General features: G+C 48.3%; 16 protein-coding genes. 5 read left to right on the plus strand and 11 right to left on the minus strand.

Annotated features, from left to right (window positions below; all coding sequences use genetic code 11):
- Positions 1-165: 165 nt before the first annotated feature.
- The gene (locus tag KU854_RS10245) at positions 166-516 is read right to left on the minus strand and encodes a GFA family protein (protein ID WP_218358466.1); all 351 of its coding nucleotides are present in this window, start codon (positions 514-516) and stop codon (positions 166-168) included.
- Between the two features lie 125 nt (positions 517-641).
- On the opposite strand from KU854_RS10245, the gene KU854_RS10250 reads away from it, so the two are divergent.
- Positions 642-908 (plus strand): hypothetical protein, encoded by a 267-nt coding sequence (locus tag KU854_RS10250; RefSeq protein ID WP_218358467.1) that lies wholly within the window; start codon positions 642-644, stop codon positions 906-908.
- Between the two features lie 22 nt (positions 909-930).
- On the opposite strand, the gene KU854_RS10255 is transcribed toward KU854_RS10250, so the two are convergent.
- From KU854_RS10255 to KU854_RS10270, 4 genes are all read right to left on the minus strand, one after another.
- Positions 931-2,526, minus strand: coding sequence for an N-acyl-D-amino-acid deacylase family protein (locus tag KU854_RS10255; protein ID WP_218358468.1), 1,596 nt, complete (start codon positions 2,524-2,526; stop codon positions 931-933).
- A gap of 11 nt (positions 2,527-2,537) precedes the next feature.
- Positions 2,538-3,821, minus strand: a complete 1,284-nt coding sequence (locus tag KU854_RS10260; protein ID WP_218358469.1) for a TRAP transporter large permease — start codon at positions 3,819-3,821, stop codon at positions 2,538-2,540.
- Complete coding sequence (locus KU854_RS10265) at positions 3,818-4,300, minus strand: TRAP transporter small permease (protein ID WP_218358470.1); 483 nt, start codon at positions 4,298-4,300, stop codon at positions 3,818-3,820. Before KU854_RS10265 ends, KU854_RS10260 begins: the two co-directional genes overlap by 4 nt.
- Positions 4,301-4,381: 81 nt before the next feature.
- Positions 4,382-5,380: a TRAP transporter substrate-binding protein gene (locus KU854_RS10270; protein WP_218358471.1), complete on the minus strand. Its 999-nt coding sequence runs from the start codon at positions 5,378-5,380 to the stop codon at positions 4,382-4,384.
- Positions 5,381-5,768: 388 nt separating this feature from the next.
- Here KU854_RS10270 and KU854_RS10275 point away from each other — a divergent pair, with 388 nt between their 5' ends.
- The 4 genes from KU854_RS10275 to KU854_RS10290 all read left to right on the plus strand — a co-directional run bounded on the left by KU854_RS10275 (position 5,769) and on the right by KU854_RS10290 (position 11,105).
- Complete coding sequence (locus KU854_RS10275; protein WP_218358472.1) at positions 5,769-6,659, plus strand: LysR family transcriptional regulator; 891 nt, start codon at positions 5,769-5,771, stop codon at positions 6,657-6,659.
- Between the two features lie 405 nt (positions 6,660-7,064).
- A complete protein-coding gene (locus KU854_RS10280; protein ID WP_255555517.1) occupies positions 7,065-7,649 on the plus strand; it encodes a DUF3223 domain-containing protein in 585 nt (194 codons plus the stop codon).
- Positions 7,646-8,566, plus strand: a complete 921-nt coding sequence (locus tag KU854_RS10285; RefSeq protein ID WP_218358474.1) for a HamA C-terminal domain-containing protein — start codon at positions 7,646-7,648, stop codon at positions 8,564-8,566. Before KU854_RS10280 ends, KU854_RS10285 begins: the two co-directional genes overlap by 4 nt.
- A gap of 13 nt (positions 8,567-8,579) precedes the next feature.
- Positions 8,580-11,105: a DEAD/DEAH box helicase gene (locus tag KU854_RS10290; protein ID WP_218358475.1), complete on the plus strand. Its 2,526-nt coding sequence runs from the start codon at positions 8,580-8,582 to the stop codon at positions 11,103-11,105.
- Between the two features lie 427 nt (positions 11,106-11,532).
- Here KU854_RS10290 and KU854_RS10295 read toward each other — a convergent pair whose 3' ends face one another.
- The 6 genes from KU854_RS10295 to KU854_RS10320 form a co-directional block, all read right to left on the minus strand.
- A complete protein-coding gene (locus KU854_RS10295) occupies positions 11,533-12,009 on the minus strand; it encodes a peroxiredoxin (RefSeq protein ID WP_218358476.1) in 477 nt (158 codons plus the stop codon).
- A 117-nt stretch (positions 12,010-12,126) separates the two neighbouring features.
- On the minus strand, positions 12,127-12,840 hold the full coding sequence (gene cuyB, locus KU854_RS10300; protein ID WP_218358477.1) for a cysteate racemase: 714 nt from the start codon (positions 12,838-12,840) through the stop codon (positions 12,127-12,129).
- A 3-nt stretch (positions 12,841-12,843) separates the two neighbouring features.
- Positions 12,844-14,124 carry a TRAP transporter large permease gene (locus KU854_RS10305; RefSeq protein ID WP_218358478.1) on the minus strand — a complete coding sequence of 427 codons (1,281 nt, stop codon included), beginning with the start codon at positions 14,122-14,124 and terminating at the stop codon, positions 12,844-12,846.
- Between the two features lie 44 nt (positions 14,125-14,168).
- Positions 14,169-14,687: a TRAP transporter small permease gene (locus KU854_RS10310; protein ID WP_218358479.1), complete on the minus strand. Its 519-nt coding sequence runs from the start codon at positions 14,685-14,687 to the stop codon at positions 14,169-14,171.
- Between the two features lie 91 nt (positions 14,688-14,778).
- Positions 14,779-15,768, minus strand: coding sequence for a TRAP transporter substrate-binding protein (locus tag KU854_RS10315; protein WP_218358480.1), 990 nt, complete (start codon positions 15,766-15,768; stop codon positions 14,779-14,781).
- Positions 15,769-15,832: 64 nt separating this feature from the next.
- Complete coding sequence (locus tag KU854_RS10320) at positions 15,833-17,020, minus strand: DegT/DnrJ/EryC1/StrS family aminotransferase (RefSeq protein ID WP_218358481.1); 1,188 nt, start codon at positions 17,018-17,020, stop codon at positions 15,833-15,835.
- Between the last annotated feature and the right edge of the window lie 23 nt (positions 17,021-17,043).

Genomic DNA, 17,043 nt, shown 5'->3' on the forward strand with positions numbered 1-17,043 from the left:
CGCGAGGGTAAGGGCTGTGGTCAATTGCAAAATAAAAGGCTCTAAGTATGGGGACTTAGAGCCTTTATAAGCCATCTGTTGGATCGTTCAACCGATCATTTATCTCTTAACTGATCGGCATTACCCGGAAGGGCCTTTTCTCTCACTGTATTGTCTCTGACAACCTCAGAGAGAAGCCCCGTCAAACACATCTGCGGGTAACTTGGTGGTGTCCAAACTGTCGATACATCCCAGATTCACACGATAGTGACCCGGTTTGCGCACCGTCTGGTGGAATGGGTAAATTCCGCACTGGCGACAAAAATGGTGTTTACCCACATCACTGCCAAAGGTGTAGGTGGCCAGCGCACCTTCATCCGCCGTGATGGTGATTTGCTCCGGCGACAAAGTAAACGCGCTCATCAAGGCGCCTTTACGCTTACATATTGAGCAGTTACAACGCAGGCCAGATTTAATTTCCTGCTCTTCAAATTCAAAGGTGACTGCGCCACAGTGGCAACTTCCGTTGTATTTCATATGCTGTCTCCAATTTAAACGCAACTCGCGTTATTGAGCATTTTTAAATCATATATGCAGATCTTGCAGAAGATGAATTGTATTCTGAAAAAGCGGGAGCAAATTGCAGTGTCGGGATTCAAACCATGAACAGAAAAGTCATCATCAACGGTAAAGAGATCACCAACCCAATCGTCATCATGGCGATTCAGGCTGGCGCACTGATCATCGCCGCACTGGCTATCGCCTTCTTCTTTTTTGTTGTTTTGCCACTGATTGGCATATTTATCGGTTCAGTGTTTATCGCCGTTATTACCCTGCTGGTGGTGATCGCCCTGTTGGTGATTCTGGGTGTTTACGGCAGTGTCATTATGGCTTACCTGTCTTCGCTGTTCAGCGGAAGAAGGCAGTAAACGCAAGCTCTCCCTTTCCCCGTTAATCGCGGTTAAACCTGAGTACCCTGCCCGCATCGCTTTCCGTTCTTTTTCCTTCAAACATAGAAAACACGCCATTGACCAGCACATGCACAATGCCAGATGCATACACGCGCGGCTGCGAAATACTGCATTCACTTTTCACCAGCGCCGGGTCAAAGACCGTGATATCGGCATAAAAGCCCTGCCTGAGTTGCCCACGTTGTTTTAGTCCCAACCTTTCCGCGGGCAACGCGGTTAACCGGCGGATGCCTTCAGCAAGGGAAAGGACGGCATTTTCCCGCACATAGTTTTGCAAGAAACGGGCAGCCCAGCCGTAGCCACTCAATGAGCCAATGTGCTCTTTCAATACGCCATAAGGCGCCAACGCCAACGTGTCTGAGATGACGCCACACTCCGGTTGGCTAAGGCAAAGGCGGATATCGTCATCGGAAAAGTTTTTCGATGTCCAAAGCACCGCTGCCATTTCTTCCTCTTCAAGCAACAGGTCAAACACACAGTCATAGGGCGATACATTCCGCTGCTTACTGATCTCGTCGAAACTCATGCCCACCGATGCCGCATTGGCTTTGGAATACAGCAGCACAATGTCCTGCCAACGGTTAGCCGACACCAGCCGCCACATCGGCGTAGGATTTTGTTTGATCTTTTCGCGCTGCACCGGATCCTGCAGTCGCAAACGGATCGCATCCTCTCCGCCTTCCAGCGCCCAGGCAGGTAAAATCTGCATCATACTGGTATGCGCCCAGGTGTGCGGAATGACATCAAACCCCACATCAACGCCGAGTTTCCTCGCCGATGCAATCAACTCAAGGGTATGGGGCACGGCATTTTCGGGTGCACCAAACTTGGGTTGAAGGTGGGAAATCTGCAAACGTACGCCGGACACCCTTGCCGTTGCCAGCGCTTCGGAAAAGCCCAGATCGTAAAACACATCGCGGTTGCGAACGTGAGTCGCGTATAAAACCCCGTGTTTGGCGGCCACTTCACACAGCGGCACCACATGTTCCGGCGAGGTCAGTTTCCCTGGCCAGTATTCAAGGCCGGATGAAAATCCCATCGCCCCTTCCTGAATGGATTTGTCGAGGAGCGCGGCCATTTCCTGCACTTTCTGGTGGGATGGCGCGTTTTTCTCATTGCCCATCACAGCGCGGTAGAGTGATCCATGGCCGACAAACGCCGCCACATTCACCCCCAGTGAACGCGCTTCCAATCGGTCGAGGTACTCGCCAAACGAACGCCAACCAAACTCCACACACCCTTTTTTAAAACCGAATGACATCTCCTGCGCGTCGTGGTCACAGGCTGCAGGCGCACTGCTGAAACCGCACTGGCCGACAACTTCTGTCGTCACACCCTGATGCACCTGGCTTTCCGCGCGTTTGTTTGCCAACAAGGTAAAATCCGAATGGGTGTGCATATCAATAAAGCCCGGGGACACAGCCAAACCGGTCACATCAACGTGTGAGTGCGATTCCGCCGCCGACAAATCGCCAATCGCCGTGATTTGCTGGTTTTCAATGCCAATATCCGCGATGTATCCCTCGCCGCCCAAACCGTCGTAGAGGGTTCCACCTTTCAATACCAAATCAAACATGAGCATTTCCTCTAACGCATTGGGCCAAGAACCAGATCAGGCAGGAAGGTCACCCAACCGGAGAAAAAGACGAGCAGCAGGATCATGAGCACATAAGGAATAAGCAACGGCAGAACGCCGATAGATATCTGCTCGATGGTGTCGTTACTGATACGGGAAGCAACAAACAGGTTTACCCCGATGGGCGGTGTCAGGAAGCCGATTTCACAGGTCATGACGGTGAACACACCAAAGACCACAGGGTCGATACCCAGACTGGTGACCAGCGGGAAGAAGACCGCGGTGAAGATGATGATCTGCGGAATACTTTCCAGCCACATGCCGACGATGATGTAAAACACACCAATCACCAGCCAAGGGGAATCAATCAGCCCCTGGAACAAGTTGAGCACGGCATCTGGAATATCAAACAGGGTCACAAGCTGACCGAATGCCTTGGTCGACCCGAGGATGATCAATACGGTGCCGATAACGATGGCGGTGAACTTGAACGCCTGGAACAGTTTCGCCCACGTCAAGCCGCGGTATATCACCAAGCCGACAAACAAGCCGTATGCCACCGCGACACCCGCCGCTTCGGACGGCGTGAAAATGCCGGCATAGATACCACCCAGGATCAGGATCGGCGCAAACACTGCCCATTTCCCATCCCATAACGCTTCAAGCAAAGGACGCCACTGGAAACGCTCACCGGTACCGCCGTAGCCGTTCTTCATTGAGATAACAAAGACCACCAACATCAACATCAATCCCAGCAGTAACCCGGGAACAATACCGGCCAGAAACAGGCGCGGAATGGAAACATCAGTGACCAACGCAAAAATAATCAGCAAGTTGGAGGGCGGGATCATGCTTCCCAAAGCACCGGCCGCCGCAGCAATGGCGCCTGCAAAGCGGGAGCGATAACCTTCCTGCTGCATAGCCGGAATGGTGATAGAACCGATTGCCGCCGTGGTCGCCGGGCCGGAGCCAGACAAGGCCGCGAAAAACATACAGGCTACGACAGTCACCAGCCCCATGCCGCCTTTGTACGAGCCCACCAGTTTCTGCGCAATATTCACCAGCTTTTCTGACATGCCCCCCTGCTCCATCAATTGCCCCGCAAGGATAAACAGGGGAATCGTCACAAGTGGGAAAGGTTCGAATGCCGTCCACGCGGCCTGCGCCATCAGGGTTAAGGGAATGTCCGCAATTAACAGTCCGGCAACAGTAGCAATGCCTGCGGCAAACGGGATCGGCACGCCAATCAACATGGTCATCACGAAGATAACGGCCATCACTAATGGTCCATTCATAGCGGCAGCCCCTTGAATCCATCTTTATGCCAGCGCCAGTAGACCTGAACGATGCGGAAAAACATCAGCGAAAACATGATGGGAATAAACATCTGCACCCAGCGCTGCTCAATACCGAGCCCCGGTGTCTGGTAGGTCACTTCAAAAAGTAATTGGGTGTAGATGGTGGTTTGAACAACCATGAAAGCCACAAAGGCCAGCCACAAACCGTCGGCAAGGACGATTGAACAAATCTGAAGGCTGCGTGGCAGACGCATCACCAACATGGTGATCCTCAAGTGCGCTCTTTCCCGCACCGCCATGCAGCCGCCGAGATAGACCGAAAAGATCATGCCGTAAACCGCGGTTTCTTCAGCCCAGGGCGCAGCGGAATCAAACATAAACCGCAGCACTACCTGTGTGAGCACCGAGCAAACCACCAGACTCAGGAAAAAGACGCACAGCACCTCTTCAAGATACTGATCTACTTTCGCCAGCATACTGCTCTCCTTTTTCGGGAAGAGGTAAGACGCTGACACCATCCTTTGGTGTCAGCAGGAAGGAGTTATTGAGGAGATGAATCAGTTATCGGCAGCCCGGACAGATTCCAGCAGGTTCTGGAAGTCTTCGCCCTTTCCGGCAGCAAACTCGTCCTGCACTTTTTTACCCGCTTCGATAAAGCCGCTCTTATCCACTTCGGCAGTTTGCATGCCCCCTTCCGTGGTGAGGAACTTACGGATATCTGCCACCTGCGCAGACACTACTTCTTTCTGGTAAGCACCGGCTTCGGCAGCCGCCCTCATCACGGCTTCACGCTGTTGGTCATCCAGCTTGTTCATAATGCGTGGGCTAGCGAAAAGCGGCGAGAAATAGGTGAAGTGTTCCAGCACCGAGAAGTAAGGCATAAATTCATAGAACTTTTGCGACTTCACAAATGGCGTACCGGCATCACCGCCATCGACGGCGCGGGTTTGTAGAGCCGTTGGGGTATCTGCCCAAGGAAGTGGGATTGCCGCAGCACCAAAGGCATCGAAGGTATCCAGCATTACCTGGTTTTTCGGCACACGCACTTTCATGCCTTTCATATCATCAATGTTGGTGATGAGGTTGCGGGAGTTGAAGAAGTCGCGGTCACCCACCACACCATACGTGAGCAGATATACACCGGTGTCTTCTTTCAGGCGATCCGCCATTTGCTGGCCGACATCCCCTTCCAATACACGGTAGGCGTGGTCTTTGCTTTCAAAAATATAGGGAAGGACAAACGCATCCATCAGGGGAAAATGAGGAGAGACGTTATTAGCAGTGATGATGTACATATCCACCGTGCCCAACTGCATCGCCTTGAATGCTTCATCTTCGGTGATCAACTGGCCGCAACAGCGGATTTTCACATCAATAGTGCCGTTGGAATGCTTTTCCGCCAGCTCTTCGAACTTGGTGGCAAGCACGCCATAACTGCTCGATTCAGCCGTCGCGTACCCCAGGTTGATCGTCACATCTTTAGCGAAAGAGACTTGGGGAAACAGCGCCAATGACGTCAGTAACATAGCTGACGGGATAAACTTCATATACTTCATTGCATTCTCCAGTTTTACTTAACTTTTCATCGCATGCTTTATCGGGAAAGCATGCTCGCCTGCCAGAACCCTTGTCCGGCGTCGTCACTCTGGTCTGCCGTTTCAACACATTGAAAAGGCGAACTCAATTAACTCTCAGGCTTAACGAAAAACATCGAGCCGCGCGTAGCGCAAAACTGGAGGGCAACTGCTTCCTCTGTACATATGTCGGGAAGTTTAGCCAGCATTCAGGAGTCAGCGGGTTGCTGCGTGTTACATCCTGTAACTGAGGGGAATAATCCGGATACAAATTACGCCCAGCCTCTCCTTTTACTCCTCAAGCATAGCCATGCTTTGATTACCTGCCTAATATCAATTAGGCATCCATCAATACCCATTAGGTATCGATATGAAAATCGAACTGAGACAAATCCGTTACTTTCTGGTCGTGGCTGAAGAACTGAGTTTCCGTAAAGCTGCACAGCGCCTGAACATGGCGCAACCAGCGTTAAGCCGCGCAATACAACAACTGGAAGACAGGTTGAACGCCCCACTTTTTACCCGCACCAGCCGCAGTGTGGTGTTAACCGCTGCCGGTGAGGTATTTCTGCAAGGATGTGGGGCAATCTGCGAACAGGTTGATGCGCTGGAAAACCGGGTGCATCAAACCGTGGCCGGTAAAGTTGGCAGTTTAGTGATTGGCTATACCGACATCGCGATCAGCGGCGAGCTTCCCGCTCTGGTCAAAGCCTTTCAGGCGATCTATCCCGATATTCACATCGACTTGGTTCATGACTTCACCTTCCAACAAACTGAGAAACTGAGGAATGGCACGCTGGATTTTGGTTTTCTGACCCTGCCCGTCAACGATCCCCAGATTGAGCACCTGAACGTTCAGCGAGATGAATTTGTGGTGGTGATGCCAGAAGGCCACCCATTGGCACAGGAGGATGAAATAGAATTGGAATGGCTGGCCAATGAGCCGTTTATCATCGGGCCGGACGCTTCATGGAACAGCTACAACCCACAAATGAAAGCACTCTGCCTTGGCGCTGGTTTCCTGCCCAACGTCAAGCAGGAAGCCTATAACGGTGAAGGGATTCTGGGGCTGATTTCAGCCAATATGGGCGTCACTATCTACGCCTCCTGTATCGCCAATTACCACCGGCGAGGAATTGCTATTAAACCCATCGCCCACTGTGATGCAGAAATCATCACCGCAATGGCATGGAACAAATCCGACACCACACCCGTGCGACAGCGCTTTATCGACTTTGTGAAGGATTTGCAGGGAGAGTGAGTGGAAATAATGCTCTTGGTTCTTCCCCCTTTTTAAGGGGGAAGTTAGATGGGGTTTTGGCTCTTTGTGTTTTGGTGGCGTGAATTGGAAAGGAACAAAACCTTTAAGTGACTTTGCTACATTAGCAATCAATAAATTACTTCAAGTATAGGAAACTTCTACAAGCAAAGGGCAAGATCTGCCCCTTTCAATAATGTGCTTAACTCCTCTGATTTCAAAGCACAACTTGAAAACCGACATCTTCGTTAACTGACTAAAGTAAGATGTTATCCCGCTTCGCCTACCTGCAAGGTCTTTTTGATAACTCCCTCCGCTAATAGCCTGATAGATAGAGATTTGTTTTGTAGCTCACCATATCTCAATGCAATAATGCTAGTTGCTATTGATCGCATTTATGGAGTGAATATGGCTAAACCAGTGGAACTTGCTAATGGAACCAGTTTCAAAACTCAATCAGAAGCAAAGAAGTATTTCAAATCTATCCTAAACTCTTCGCCTTTTGACAAGACGTTCACAACACATGATGAAGAGTTTTCAAACATACTTGCTCTATACAAACGGCATCCAGAGTTTCATTGGAAAACTAAAGACGTATCTCAAATAAAAGAGTTCACCATAAAAAGCTCAGGACAATTCCGTACTAGATGTTTCCACGTAGTTCATCAAGATGGTTCTCTCGCAGACTGGAGTTATATAACCGCTATAAGTTCACAATCAAAGAGTCAATTTCAGTGTTTTATGGACGGTGCAAGGTCTTTACTTGAAAGCCATTCCTATAGTTTTCGTGATGCGGATTTTAAAACTAAATGCGTCAGTTTCATCGAATCCCGAGGTTTTGCTACAGATACATTCCCTTCAAACTGGATATCTAGACCTGAAAAACTTCAATACCGTTCTAGCTTAACCGACGATGTCTCAAAGGATTTTCTAAATTGGTATGAAGAAATGAATTATAGAGCTTCCCTAGCGTCACTTGAGGATAGCAAATGACCATCAATATTAATCGATATTTATCAGTAGATAAAAATGCATATGATGCTTGCATTGGTTGTTTGGAGCACGAGTATGAAATAGAAGGTTACAATACCAACATAAGGCTCCACTACCTAAAGTTCGATGGTAACGGGCAGCCTATGGTTAAAGCACTTGCCAATCTACTGTACGAATTCATAATCGATTACTGCATTTCATCTGCAAATAGGCCAGCTCAACTTACCGCTAGAGAGTCCGCCAGACTGACTAAGGAAGCTAGAAAACTATTTCGTCATCCTGAAATAGATGAAGACAATCCAGATAGAACAGGTGAAGCTGGTGAGTTACTTTTGTTCTTCTTAATCGAAGCTATCTTAGGGGCTCCTCAAATGGTCTCTAAAATGGAATTGAAAACTAACCACAAAGACGAAGTCAAAGGCTCGGATGGTATTCATGCGAAGTACAACCAAGAAGATGACCTCGTAGACTTCTTTTTTGGAGAAGCCAAGCTTTACGTCGATTCAAATTCAGCTATTCAGGCAGCATTGTATAGCATTGACGACTTTCATAGTGTCGAGATGCTTGAACATGAGTTCACGATGGTGACTAAACATTTCAAGTATTCGAATGAAGAGACTAAGAAGGCTCTGACGTCTCTAATCATTTGCGGGGAGCCAGGGCCTAAAGCTCGACTAAATCACGCCTGCCTAATCGGATATAACTACAAAGACTTTAGTACTATCGATGGCGGAAATCCCAAGGCTCTAACAGAGAATTTTGTATCAAAGTTTCAAGAAGAAGGGTTACGCTTGACTAGAACTCTACAGAAAAAAATAGCCAATATGAATTGTAATCACCTTTCTTTCGAGTTTTTTTTCCTTCCGTTTCCTTCAGTAGATGATTTCAGAAATGCCTTTAATAAAGCGTTAGACTAAGGATTAGATCAGCATGAGTGAAATACTCGACATTCAAATGCTAGTAAGGAAACTAGAAAAGGCCAGCATTCAAAACCAGTTGCCCTCTAGCTTCACCTCAGAAAATACAGTTTATTTAGAAGAAAAGGAAATTAAAGCGCTTGTAAGCCATGCTTCTGTTCTATCTCTTGGAACAAGTGATGACGTCAATGAATCATACGAAATCATTACTAGGCTTCTTGAGCAAACTAACGGGAATAGCAAACTCGTTAAAGCGGCTGCTGAAGTTATCTTATCTAGGATCGGTAATTTTCCTGGTAGGGAACTATTACGACGCAGATACGCAATTGAGAGTGGCATACCTGCCCCTTTAAGACTGGAAATCATCGCTCGAGAATCAGAAAATACAATTATTGACGAGGCCGAAAATGAAATACAACTCACTGACTTCCAGCTTCAGCTGTTCAAATCATTAGAAAATGAACAAAACCTGAGCATTTCCGCACCTACATCTGCTGGAAAATCTTTTGTATTGAACCTTTCTTTATCCAATCAGATCAAAGAGAAAGAATGTAGTAGTATTGTTTATGTAGTTCCTACGCGCGCCCTAATCTCAGAAGTGTCTATGAGAGTCCGTGAAGCTATCAAACGAATTGGTCAAGATAAAGCTATTATACGAACAACACCATTTCCTGTTGATAGAAAAAAGATTCCCACCAATGTTGTATATATTTTCACACAAGAACGTCTATTGAACTTTTTAAGCGCAACAGATGTAGAGCCTGAAATAGATACTCTAATCATCGACGAAGCACACGAGATACAAAATGGTAAACGAGGAATAATCCTTCAAACAGCAATTGATGTTGCCTTAAAGAAGTTTAGTAACGCTAAACTCCTTTTTGCAAGTCCTTTGATAAAAAATCCTGAGTACTTCTTATCTCTATTTAAACGAACGACTAATGGCAAGTTCTTTACAGAAGTGATATCACCTGTATCTCAAAATATATTATTAATAAATCAAGTGGCAAGAAAAACAACCAAAATGCACACCTCATTGCTTAACAGCAAAGGGACTACAGAAATTGGTGAGTTCAACCTCCCTTTTCAACTAAGAGGTAGTAAAAACCAGCAAATAGCCAATTTGGCGCTATCGTTATCAGATGACGACTCTGTCATTGCTTTTTCAAATACTCCTTCAAGTGCAGAAGAACGTGCAATTCAAGCCTCTCAGTTAGCTCAAAGCATTGATATGAATGAAGATATAGAAATGTTTATAAGCTTCATTAAGCAAGAGATTCATCCTAACTACGCGCTGATAAACTGCTTAAGAAAAGGGATTGCTTTTCACTATGGAAACATGCCCTCGCTGCTACGTACGGGTGTAGAAGATCTTTTCCGAAATGGTGATATTAAACTCGTGTTCTGCACGAGCACTTTATTACAAGGGGTAAACCTTCCTGCTAAACACATTATTATTGAAAACCCAAAATCTGGCGATAATGGTATGACCCGTGCTGATTTCCTCAATCTGGCAGGAAGAGCTGGTCGACTACTCAATGAATTTCATGGAAATGTGTGGTGCATTAGACCTGAGGAATGGGATAGTCAGTGTTATACCGGAGATAGGCTACAAACTATCACATCATCTATCAACAACATATTGGCCGATGGTGGCACAGAGTTGCAGAAAGCAATTAATCCAGATACCTTCGAGGACTCTTGGAATGACAAAAGGCAGGATGAAGCCGATGTAGCAATAGGTAAGCTATATAGTGACTATATCGATACCAAAGATTTTTCATTCATGGAGCAATATCGCACAGATGTAAATAGCAGTGAATTGGACCAGACTATTGAACTTGTTAAATCATTAGAAGTTACCCTACCTGAAGAAATTATTAATAGAAACCAGTCATTGCGACCAGATCAGTTAGATAGGTTATATGCGAACTTGTTGGATCAAGACAATATCGAGGACTTCTACCCCATATACCCATATCTATCAGGTGCAAAGGCCAGAGTCGAAAAAATACTAGAGGTTATTGAAGTTAGCTTCGAGTGGAAACTACATGAAAAGTTCAAATCCTGGCTCAGTTTTCTAGCTTATGAATGGGTACGGGGTGTACCGATTGGGAAGATACTCCATGAAAGAGTTTCTTTTCTAGAGGATACCAAGGGAAGCGACAACATTAACCCTACTAAGGAAGTAAGGTCTTGTCTAAAAGTTCTAGAGACGGATATTCGATTTAAGATGGTGAAGTATTTTTCTGCCTATCTGGAAATTCTAAAATATATAGCTCTTGAAAAAGAGTTAGAATCTGCAGAGACAATAGAGCCTTATCACATATATCTTGAGTTCGGCTCATGTCAAAAGAGTGTTCTAAATCTAATGTCGATTGGTCTTTCTCGGTTTACTGCGATACATCTAGATAAGTGCTTTAACTTCAGTGAAAATGAGGAACCAGAAGGATATTTAGCAGAGTTGAAGCATATAAATATACATAAGCTAAAAATGCCTAAGTTATGTATAAATGAAGTAATGACGCTGGTTAGCTAATGCAACAACAATGCCTACGCTAATAGTCATAAGTATTCGCGCTAGTAGAATCAAACAACCGGAGAACATATTCAAAGCTCGGTGTTAGGTTTTGTTTGCGCTAGCTTGTCCTCAACTAGGTCGACTTCAAATATAAACTAGGGACAGCTCTTGATTTTTACCTTTCATTAGCTCAGGTATTGTGAAATCGAGTATTCAAATCAGGGGAACGAACGGTGCTGGCTCACTTTGGGACAAAACCAACCCCATCCTAACCTTCCCCTTGAAAAGGGGAAGGGACTAAAAGCTGGAGGCGCATACAGGCTTGGAGCAAAAACGCGTCAAACCAATCTTTCGGCAGGGATTTAAAACTAAGAAATGTGCTTTTGAGGATGTGGACGAAAATTGGTTCAGAACAAGCCATTCTGAACCACTTTTATCTCAGAAATTACTTTAGCGTTGCCAAAATAGTCTCAGCGTTGCTGACTTCAAATTGCTTTGGTTCTTCAACGTTAAGCTGGGTTACTACGCCATTCTCAATCACCATTGCATAGCGTTTTGAGCGAATGCCACCAAACGTGGCGGTGTCCATCTCAAGGCCGAGGGCTTTGGTAAAGCTGGCATCTCCATCACCCAGCATCCGGATCTCTGTTGCGTTTTGCGCTTCGCCCCACGCTTGCATCACAAACGCATCGTTAACAGAAACACACGCAATAAGATCAACACCCGCCGCTTTAATCTCATCAGCCAAAACGACATAACCCGGTAAGTGAGCATTAGAACAGGTGGGTGTAAACGCGCCGGGTACAGCAAAAAGCACAACACGTTTGTTGGCAAACAACTCATCGGTGTTGTGGTTTACCATCCCTTCATTGGTGAGTTCGCTCAGCGTTGCTGTAGGTAGTTTTTGACCTTTCTGGATCATGTCGCCGTTCCTTGTTTGATTGTCTTCAAGCAGTGTAACGACCCATGCATGAACAAACCACTCATTCGCGAACTGAGTCAGTCATTGTTACAGTCGTTGGGGCCAACAAATCCAGGTTTAATAACTCTTCCCCTTCACTTTCTCTACAACGTGTTCAGCGAGGATCTGCGCCGCATCAAAGACTGGCAGTTCAGTTTTCAGCACAGTCGAAATCACGGAAAGCTCGGTGCAGGCGATAAGCAAACAGCCAGCGCCTTGTTGACGAAGGTCGTCCGCCGCCTGATTCAGATCGTCGATCATTTCCGGGGTTTGGGTTTTCGCTTTCACCGCTTTAATCAGCGTCATCACTTTTTCCTGCAAATCGGCTTGCGGGAAAATGGGCGTCGTCTCGTATCGGGCAAAGGCTGGCACGTAGAGCTCGGTCATTTGCACGGCTGTCGATGCGAGCAAACCGACTTTTTTGATATCCGGAAAATGGTGGTTGATGGTAGTCGCGGCCAATTCCAGCAAATTCACCACCGGCACAGACACCGCCTCTGCCACATCTGGGTAGAACTTGTGTGCGGTATTGCAGGGAATGACCAGAAAATCCGCCCCGCCCTTCACCAACCCCAGCGCCATTTTCGCCATGTAGGGGCCCGGGCTTTCACCGGTTTTCTCAATCAGCGCCTTGATGCGCGATGGTACTTTCGGATCGTTATCCACCAACATACGGATGTGGTCGGCATCATCATCCGCCGGGGTGGCGGTGATGATACGCTGCATTAAATCAACAGTGGCTTCCGGCCCCATTCCGCCAAGGATCCCGACGGTTAGTTCCTTTTGGTTCATTCGCTAATATCCCATCATACTTGGCAGCCACAACACGGTTTCCGGGAAGTAGCTCATCAAAAATACCACTGCAATTTCCACCAGCACAAACGGTAATGCTTTCACGGAAATCTCTTCTATCGTCACCTTGGCAATGCTGGAACTGATAAACATGTTCTCGCCCAACGGCGGCGTTGAAAAACCGATTTCACAGCAACAGACCAGCACCACGCCAAAGTGAATTGGGTCGACCCCAAACTGAACCATTACCGGAAGCAGCACTGGCGTAACAATCATGATGGTCGCCAGCGTTTCCATAAACATCCCTATCAGGATAAGAAACAGGATCACCACCAGCCAGATCAGCGCCAAGCTATCGGTCATGGAAAGCAGTGCATTGGCAATGGCGGTTGGCGTGTCGTTTTCTACCAGAATCCGGCCGAATGCCGTGGCTGCAAACATGATGATCAGTACACGCCCCGTCAGCCAAGTGGTAGAGCTGAGCGATTCTTTCAGGCCGTCGAGGGTCAGTTCTTTATGCAGAAACTTACCCACGAACAGGGTATAAAACACAGAGACTACCGCCGCCTCTGTTGGTGTAAATAGGCCAGAATAGATGCCGCCCAATATCACCAAAGGAGCCAGAATCGACCAGATGCCCTCTTTGCACGCTTTGCCCAGCGCACCTGGTTCACGTTTGTCTGCGCCGACATAGCCGCGTTTTTTACTGATGACATAGTTGGCAAGCATCAAACCGCCCGCCAGCATAATGCCGGGGATGACACCGGCGATAAACAGCTTGCCAATAGACTCACTGGCCGTGACGCCGTAAATCACCATGGGAATACTTGGCGGGATCACCACGCCTAACCCGCCGGACGAAGCTGTCAGTGCCGCCGCGTAGCCTTTGTTGTAGCCCTTATCTGCCAGTGCCGGGATCATCAGCATACCGACAGCGGCGGTTGTTGCCGGGCCCGAGCCTGAAATCGCGCCGAAGAACATGCTGGCAAGAATGGCGGAAAAGCCAAGGCCACCGGCCATTGAGCCTGCCATTAACTCAGCAATATGCACCAAGCGGCGGGAAATACCGGAGGCCTGCATCAGCGCGCCGGAAAGAATAAACGCGGGCAGCGCCATGATGGGGAACGAATCCACGGCGTTCCAAGCGGTCTGCACCAGCGAGACATAATCATCGCCTGATAGCAGATACACCAACATGGCAGAGCCACCGAGGGCGATCACTATCGGCGCACCTATCAAGAGCAAGCCGAAAAAAGAACTGAACAATACAAGGGATGCCGCCATGACAGGCTCCTTTTAATGGTTAACGCAACACTCCGTGTCGCCCCTTAAATTTTGTTTTGCTCCATCTCAATGTCATCGACATCTTTGAATTCCACCCCTTTCACCAGCTTGAGGTAGTTCACCTGCAAGATACGGATGGAAGTCAGGGTGAACGAGATGGGGAAAATGAGATAGAGAAATGCCATCGACCAATCCAGCGCCGGTGAGCGGAACGGAAACTCCATCAGGCTCTCAATCACTTCAATGCTCTTGATGGTCATCAGGGTGTTAAAGGCAATCCAAAACAGGTCGGCGATAAATTCCACGCCGTTGCGGACTTTAGTTGGCAGCAGTTTCAGATGGAATGTGACCCGGTTATGGGCAGAAAGCCGCGCCGCATATGACGCCCCCAGAAACACGAACCAGACGAAAGCAAAGCGCGATAACTCCTCACTCCACGGAATGCCGTAATTGAACACGACCCGCAGAATGACCTGGATAAACAGTAAGGTGACGAAAAGACAAAGCAACGCCTGACAGGCATAGCTTTCGAACTTATCCAGTTCTTTTAGAAAACGTCGCATTTGGGCTCCTTAACAAAGGGAATCGTCCCTTTGGTGTAGTGAAGAAACCATCCTCTCCCGCACAATGCAGGAGAGGATATCTGGCTCAGTTTTACTTTTGCTGCAGTTTATTCAGCACGTTGTCGAAGCTTTCTTTGCCACCAATGTCGTCATAAAACGCTGGCCAAACTTTCTCTTTCGCCAGTTTGATCCATTGGTCTTCATCTTCCAGCTCGAACACTTCCACACCGTTCGCAATCATGTTCTGCTTGGCGTTTTCAGATTCTGTCATCTGGAATACCAGCGCATACTCTTGCGCTTCAAGGCCTGAACGAATCAGGATCGCTTGATCTTCTTCACTCAGTTTGCCCATGGTGCGGTTACCAATCAGCAGAGGTTGCAGAGAATATTGGTGATGGACTTCCGTCAGGTAAGGCTGCACTTCGTAGAATTTCATGGTGTTGTTCACGATGTACGGGTTGTCCTGTCCGTCCACCACTTTTTGCTGCAGTGCGGTGAAGGTTTCTGTCCACGCCATCGCGATGGGGTTCGCCCCGAACACTTCCCACGATTTCAGCATGATGCTGTTTTGCGGTACGCGAATTTTCAGCCCTTTTACGTCTTCCAGGTTTTTCACCGGACGCTTGGAGTTTGTCAGGTAACGGAAGTTGGAATAGGTCCAGCCCAGAATGTTCATGCCTGCTTCTTCTTTGGCAAGACCATTCCAGTACGCGCCCAGTTCACCAGTTGTCGCCAACACTGCTTGTGTTGAGTTGGTGATCAGGTACGGCATGGTCAGCGCGCCCAGTTTTTTCGAAAATGGGGTCACGTTACCAATACCCACCAGTGCCATATCCAGCGAGCCAAGACGGGCGTTTTGTACCATTTCCGTTTCACTGCCCAGTGCACCACCGGGGAACAGTTTCACTTTGATGTCGCCGTCTGAGTAATACTCCACCAACTCCGCAAAACGGGTCGCGAATGCCCCCTGATCAGAATCGATTGGGTCACCCATACCGAGCTTCATGGTCTTCGCACTTGCCAGAACAGGCAGTGCCAGAGCGGAAATTGCCAGATACTTCACCAGTTGTTTGCACTTCATATCCTTTACCTCAATGTTGGATTACATCCGTGAATGTTTAGCGTGTTAACGCTGGTTTGATGGCTTAGCGTTCGTTGAGAACTTCAGCGATAACAGACGCAATGATTTGTCCGTCTGCTTCGTCGAACGTGAGTGGAATACGCATGTCGAGCAAGGTGCCGAGCACGCGTTCGGTTTGGGGAAGTTCCCGGGACGTATCGAGATACGCCCAGTGGTTATATTTGCTGCTGTAGCCGGAAGGCTTGCTGTCGCCCAGCCATTTGAGCACCACACCGCGGGCTTCACAGCCACTGACCAGTGCGGACAATTGCGCAGGACTCAGATCCGGAAAGGAGAACTGGATTGAGCTGCCGACAAACTCTTCCTCTGGCGGACGGTTTGGTAAACGCACGCCCGGCAAGGTGGAAAGCGCATCCGCAAAGGCGTGATACAAACGATTCCAGCGCTGGCATTGCTCGTCCAGACCTTCCAGTTGCGGTGCCAGAATAGCCGCACGCAGGTTGTCCATCCGTCCGCTGTAGTTAGGCGTTGCTGTTGCAATCTCGCTGAAGGTTTCCAGCGGCGGCAGTGTCGGGTGGCGGTCAAACAGCATGTAGGAGCCCGAATAGATGATGGCTTTGGCCATCACTTCATCGTTATCCGTTACCAGAAAACCGCCTTCACCGGAGTTGATGTGTTTGTAAGTCTGGGTGCTGAAGCAGGACACCAATCCAAAGGTGCCGCTTTTGCGCCCGTTCCAGCTTGCGCCCATGGTGTGGGCGCAATCTTCAATCACCACAATGCCTTTCTGGTTACACAGCGCCATCAGGGCATCCATATCCACCAGATGACCGCGCATGTGGGAGAGCAGCAAAAACTTCGCGCCGCTCTCCTCTGCTTTGGCGGCAAGATCTGCCAGATCAATGGTCAGATCTTCCGTGGTTTCCACCAACACAGGTACGCCACCGGCATTATTGATAGCCCCCGGCACCGGTGCCAGCGTGAAGGCATTACACAGCACCGGATCACCGTTTTTTACCCCTGCGCACAGCAGCGCAATGTAGAGGGCGTAACCGCCGGAGGCACAGCTCAGGCAATATTTCATGCCCAGATAGGTGGCAAACTGTAAATCCAGCAAGTCAGCCACACTGTGCTCGCCTTGCAAAGTATTGTAGCGGTGCAAACGTCCGGTTCGCATCACGTCAATCGCACTGGCAATCGCAGATTCCGGGATCGGTAACTGCTGGGTAAAAGGCTTGGTAAACCTGCGCATACTGTTGTCCTTCACAGTCCGGA

The sequence above is a fragment of the Enterovibrio paralichthyis genome (assembly GCF_019209835.1).
GTDB classification, from domain to species: domain Bacteria; phylum Pseudomonadota; class Gammaproteobacteria; order Enterobacterales; family Vibrionaceae; genus Enterovibrio; species Enterovibrio paralichthyis.